The 4,749-nt window shown below is 75.5% G+C and carries 5 protein-coding genes; 2 read left to right on the top strand and 3 right to left on the bottom strand.

What is annotated here, in order from left to right:
- Window positions 1-465 precede the first annotated feature (465 nt).
- The gene (locus AAC134_RS23455) at window positions 466-1,140 is read left to right on the top strand and encodes a hypothetical protein (protein ID WP_339952170.1); all 675 of its coding nucleotides are present in this window, start codon (window positions 466-468) and stop codon (window positions 1,138-1,140) included.
- 99 nt (window positions 1,141-1,239) lie between these two features.
- Here the strand turns inward: AAC134_RS23455 and AAC134_RS23450 are convergent, their stop codons facing one another.
- Window positions 1,240-1,881, bottom strand: coding sequence for a cell wall hydrolase (locus AAC134_RS23450; RefSeq protein WP_339952168.1), 642 nt, complete (start codon window positions 1,879-1,881; stop codon window positions 1,240-1,242).
- Window positions 1,882-2,485: 604 nt separating this feature from the next.
- On the opposite strand from AAC134_RS23450, the gene AAC134_RS23445 reads away from it, so the two are divergent.
- A complete protein-coding gene (locus tag AAC134_RS23445) occupies window positions 2,486-3,313 on the top strand; it encodes an aldo/keto reductase (RefSeq protein WP_339952166.1) in 828 nt (275 codons plus the stop codon).
- Between the two features lie 164 nt (window positions 3,314-3,477).
- On the opposite strand, the gene AAC134_RS23440 is transcribed toward AAC134_RS23445, so the two are convergent.
- Both AAC134_RS23440 and AAC134_RS23435 read right to left on the bottom strand, forming a co-directional pair.
- Window positions 3,478-4,068, bottom strand: coding sequence for a hypothetical protein (locus AAC134_RS23440; protein WP_339952164.1), 591 nt, complete (start codon window positions 4,066-4,068; stop codon window positions 3,478-3,480).
- 25 nt (window positions 4,069-4,093) lie between these two features.
- Complete coding sequence (locus tag AAC134_RS23435; RefSeq protein WP_339952162.1) at window positions 4,094-4,564, bottom strand: NUDIX hydrolase; 471 nt, start codon at window positions 4,562-4,564, stop codon at window positions 4,094-4,096.
- Window positions 4,565-4,749 lie beyond the last annotated feature (185 nt).

Genomic DNA, 4,749 nt, shown 5'->3' with positions numbered 1-4,749 from the left:
AGGAGAAGCTCCGCTTCGCCATCCGTGAGGGCGGCCGCACCGTCGGCGCGGGCGTCGTCTCCAAGATCCTCAAGTGATCCCGCGCGCCCGCCTGGGCGCCTGAGACGCAGACATCGGAAGGGCCGCGGCGCAGAACGCCGCGGCCCTTTCGCTTGCCGGCGCTTCCGCTCGGCGACGCGACGGGCGGGCCTCCTTCCCCGTTCCCGCGCGATCCGTCGCGAGACGGGTTTCCTGACAAGCTGTGCCACGGCCCCGCCGGCCCTACGCCCGCCCCGCGCCGCCTGACGCCTGAGCGGAGGCCGCCGTTGGCCCCGCGCCGCGCCGCGGCAAGTCCCCTCGCCGGACCCAGTTTTGCGCCGCCTAGACCGCTTTGCGGAAAGATCAAGGCGGACCAACAAAGTTTAATCGACCTTCAATCCTCTTCGGGTCAGGCTCGACGCTTCGAACTCCAGGTCCGAGGTGCAGATGAGCCGAGCCCGATCCCGTCCCGCCCCGCGCGCGCCGCGCCGCGCCGCCGCCCTCGCGCTCGCGCTCGCCGCGCTGGCCGCCGCCGGGCTCGCGCCTGCCGAGCCCGCCCGAGCCGCGGCCTGGAGCCGGGCCGCCGACCACGCGGTCGCAGCCCAGCCCTCGACCGACGCCTGGGCGCTGGCCGCGGCCCTGTGCGACGGCGGGCTGACGGACACGGTGCTCAGCAAGACCGAGCCGCTGGTCGGCCGCTCCCTGACCCGGATCGAAGAGGTGGGCCCCGAGATCAGCGACGCCGCCCGCCCCCTGCTCGAGGATCTGGTGCTCGACCAGCTTCGCGGGCGCATCCGCGGCCGGCTGATTCCGGCCCTGGTCGACGCCTATCTCGACAGTTTCTCGCCCGGCGAGCTCGACGCGATGATGAGCCGACGCCTCGCCCCGCAGAGCCCCGGCGCCCAGCCCGACCACACCAGCTTCCTGCGCCGGGTGAACGGCCGGCTGAGCGCGATCTCCCTCGTCGCCCTTGGCGAGAGCTTCGCCGCCGGCCGCGACCTGATCGAGCGCGACGGCGAGGCGCTTCCGGTCGACGCCGGCGACCGGCGCGCGGCGATCGAGATCCTCGACATCCTCGCCCAGCTGACCGAGCGCCACGCCCGCCAGCTCTCGCCCCGCTGAGCCGCCGCGCGCCAGCCACGCGCCCGGGGCAGGGTCCGGGCGCGCCTCGATCCCTGGTTTCGCGCGGCGGTCGCGGCCGCGCCGGGCCCCGTGTCCGCCCTACAGCTTCCAGAAGAAATGCGCGCCGATCTCGGCCATCAGGCGCGCCTGGCGGGTCCAGTAGGGACGCACCCGTCGATTGTGGAACATGTTGGCGCCGTTGGTCGGGTCCTCGACCTCGCCGGCCAGCACCCGCTGGGCCACGTTCAGCGACTGGGCGTATTCGTGCGCATGGCCCGCCACGTCCGAGCGTCCGTCGCAGAACCAGCTGAACTGGCAGGGCCGCGCGGCGCCGCCCTGCTTGACCACCTCGCAGACGTCGTCGGGATAGCCCGAGGCCTCGGCCCGGTTCAGCACCACCCAGGCCACCGCGCTCTGCTCGCGCTCGTCCCGGCCGCGGCTCTCGAAATAGACGGTGCGCGCGAGGCAGGTCAGCGGGTCCTCGAGCGGCGAGTCCGGCGCGCCCGGCTGCGGCGCCACCGGCAGGGTCGAGGCCACGACCGGCCAGCGCAGGCGCGGGGCGCCCTCGTTCCCGTCGGCCGGCTCGAGGGCCGCGCGATGGCCGGTGCGGGCCAGGGCGAGCGGCCTGATCGACTGCGGCTCCCCCTGTTCCAGGGCCGTGCGCGGCGGCGCATCGGGCGCCATGGCGCATCCCGCGACAAGCAGCGCCGCGGCGAACAAGGCGAACAGGGGTGGCGTCATCGAGTCGTCCCGGCGGTTGCGATTGGGCGGACCCTCCGGGGGCTCCGCGGCAAAATTCGGGCGCCGGACCTGCGACGCGCGCGACCAGTAATCTCCGGTTCGCGGCGCGGAGCAAGCGGATCGATCGCGCCCCCCGGGCTTCGCGCGGTCTCCCGCCCCCGCCGACCCGATCTGCAGCCCCCCGATCGCCCCGCACGCCCCCCGAGTCGCGCCCTTGCCGACGCGCCGGACCTTTCCGCGCCGCCGCCCGCCACAGGGCCCGCGAGGGGGACGGTCGGGCGGGGCGAGAGCGTCGCGCAGCGGCGCGCGAGGGCCGCCCCGACCGTCCGCGCTCGGCTTTCCACCCCGCGACCCTTGCCCCGGCCAGGCGCGGCCCCTAGCTTTTCCCCGCCGGCGCGCCCGGCCGGCTCCGCCTCGCCCGCGCCGTTCAGATCGCCCGCGCCGGAGGCTTCGTCACCGCCTCGGCCTCTCCGCCTGCTCCGGCCGTCAGCCCGCTTGCGGATGCCAATCGGGATCCGCGCCGCCCCCCTCCCGGCCCCGAGCCGCCCTCCGCCGTTCCGTCCCGGCCGCCAGGACCCGGGGCCCAGCCCGAAAGGACCCGCCCATGAAAACCGTTCAGGCCGGCGCCGCCCGCATCCCCGCGCTGGGGTTCGGCACCTGGAAACTGAAGGGGCGGGAGGCGACCGACATGGTCGCCCGCGCCCTCGCCGAAGGCTGGCGGCATGTCGACACCGCCCGCATGTATGGCAACGAGACCGAGGTCGGCGCCGGCCTGCGCGCCGCCTCCGTCCCGCGAGCGGACGTCTTCCTGACCACCAAGATCTGGCCCGACGACCACGCCCCCGCGGCGCTGCGCGCGGCGGCCGAGGATTCGCTGCGCCGGCTCGGCGTCGACCATGTCGATCTGATGCTGCTGCACTGGCCCTCGAAGACCGCGCCGCTGGAGGAGACGATCCCCGCGCTGACCCGGCTTGTCGCCGACGGGCTCGCGGCCCATGTCGGCGTCTCCAACTTCCCGCGCTGGCAGCTGCGCGAGGCCGCGGCGCTCGCCGAGGTCCCGCTCGCCACCAACCAGGTCGAATTTCACCCGTTCTTCGACCAGTCGGCGATGCTCTCGCAGCTGGCCGAGCTGGACATGGCGCTGACCGCCTACATTCCGCTCGCCCGCGGCAAGGCGGCGACCGACGCGACGTTGGCCCGGATCGGCGAGGCGCATGGCGCCTCCGCCGCCGCCGTGGCGCTGGCCTGGATCCTGTCGAAGGGGGCGATCGCGATTCCCAAGACCGCCAGCCCCGCCCGTCTGGCGCAGAACGCCGCCGCGCTTGATCTGGCCCTGACGCCTGCCGAGATCGCGCAGATCGACGCGCTCGCCACCGGCCCGCGGCTGGTCAGCGATCCCTCGCGCCCCGAGCTGACGCCCGACTGGGACTGACCCTGCAGTCGGGCGCTGCGGCCGACGTCGGACCGCGGCCCTGCGGCGGATGCCGGGAGGCCGCAACCGCGCCAGGACGGCGCGCAGGAGGCCGGCGCGCATCAAAAGGGGGAGGGGCGCGCCCCTCCCCCCTGGGAAGATCGGATCCGCGGTGGGCGCGGGGATCACTCGATCCGGCTCAGCCGCATCCGGTAGAACTTGCCGTTGTTGAGCTGGATGTCGGCCTCGATGTAGCGCTGGCCGGCCTGCTCGAACAGGATCGCGTGGGCGTTCAGCACCATGATGTGGCCGGTGCGGGTGAAGGCGCCGGTCCAGCGCTGCACCGGCCGCTCCTCGCCCTCGAGCTCGACGCGCAGCATGCCGCGGGCAAGCGTGCCCTGCACGTCGGCGATGGTCAGGCGCGCCGTGCCCACGATGCCGCCCTCGGTCTCGAAATAGCGCATGTTGACGACCTTGAAGGGCCCCTCCCAGACGCCGACGTAGCGGCCGGGCTCGGAGGGGTCCATGCGCACCTCGCGCACCGCGCCCCCGCCGCCCTCGAAACGGCCGGCAGGGGGGGCGCCGGGGATGTAGTCGTCGTCCTCGCCGGTCACCTGGACCGAGCTCGCGCCCTCGCGCGAGGAGGCGGCCTTGGCCGGGTCGGCGCCGGGCAGCGCGGCGAGCGTCGCGGCGAGCGCGACCGCGCCGAGCGCCAGGCCCGCGGGGCGCGCGGCGGCGCGAAGGCTCGAGAGCAGTCGGTCGAGGGATCGGGTCATGGGGATCTCCTTGAGAGGTCGCCGGTCAGGAGGCCGCGCGCCGCGCCGCCGAGGCGACGTATTCGCCCACGACATGGCGTTCTCCGGCGACGCTGAGGCGGCGGACGGCCTCGGCGAGGGGCATCCAGACAGGGGTGTGGTCGGGCTCCAGCGGCGGGCCCAGGGGGCGGCCGGCGCGGCACAAGTAGATGTGGCAGATCTTGCGCGCCCACATCTGGTAGTCGGGCATCCAGCGGTATTGCTGGAAGGCGCCGAGACGGCGCAGCGGGCGGACGCTGTAGCCGGTCTCCTCGCGGACCTCGCGGGACAGGGCGCGCAGGGGGCTCTCGCCGGGGTCGACGCCGCCGCCGGGGAGGAGGAAGGATTCGCCCGCGTTTGGGGTCGCGGCGAGCAGCATGCGGCCGGCGCGCGGGCCCGAGCCCAGGATCGCCGCGTAGGCGCCCGGGCGCTCGCGGTAAGGGGCGTCGGACCGCCAGGGTTCTCCGAAACGGCGCATGGGGCGCACCATCCGCCGCGGCGGGGGCGGCGGCAAGGGGCGCGGAGTCGCGGGGGCTGGCCGCCTGCGGCGCAGGCGGGCGCCGCGTCGGGGCAGGCGCCGGTTGGATCGCGCCCGCCCGCGGCGCTTGGCGGGCGGCGCGCCGGGGCCGGGCCGCCTGCGGGGCAGGCGGGCGCCGCGACGGA

This window comes from uncultured Albimonas sp. (genome assembly GCF_963977235.1).
Taxonomy (GTDB): Bacteria; Pseudomonadota; Alphaproteobacteria; order Rhodobacterales; family Rhodobacteraceae; genus Albimonas.
Note: the sequence above shows the minus strand (reverse complement) of the source record. Positions and strands in the feature narration are given on the sequence as shown.

Bases quoted from the DNA above. Each gene is read 5' to 3' on its own strand.
- AAC134_RS23455 (WP_339952170.1), top strand. From the start codon at position 466: ATGAGCCGAGCCCGATCCCGTCCCGCCCCGCGCGCGCCGCGCCGCGCC.
- AAC134_RS23450 (WP_339952168.1), bottom strand. From the start codon at position 1,881: ATGACGCCACCCCTGTTCGCCTTGTTCGCCGCGGCGCTGCTTGTCGCG.
- AAC134_RS23445 (WP_339952166.1), top strand. From the start codon at position 2,486: ATGAAAACCGTTCAGGCCGGCGCCGCCCGCATCCCCGCGCTGGGGTTC.
- AAC134_RS23440 (WP_339952164.1), bottom strand. From the start codon at position 4,068: ATGACCCGATCCCTCGACCGACTGCTCTCGAGCCTTCGCGCCGCCGCG.
- AAC134_RS23435 (WP_339952162.1), bottom strand. From the start codon at position 4,564: ATGCGCCGTTTCGGAGAACCCTGGCGGTCCGACGCCCCTTACCGCGAG.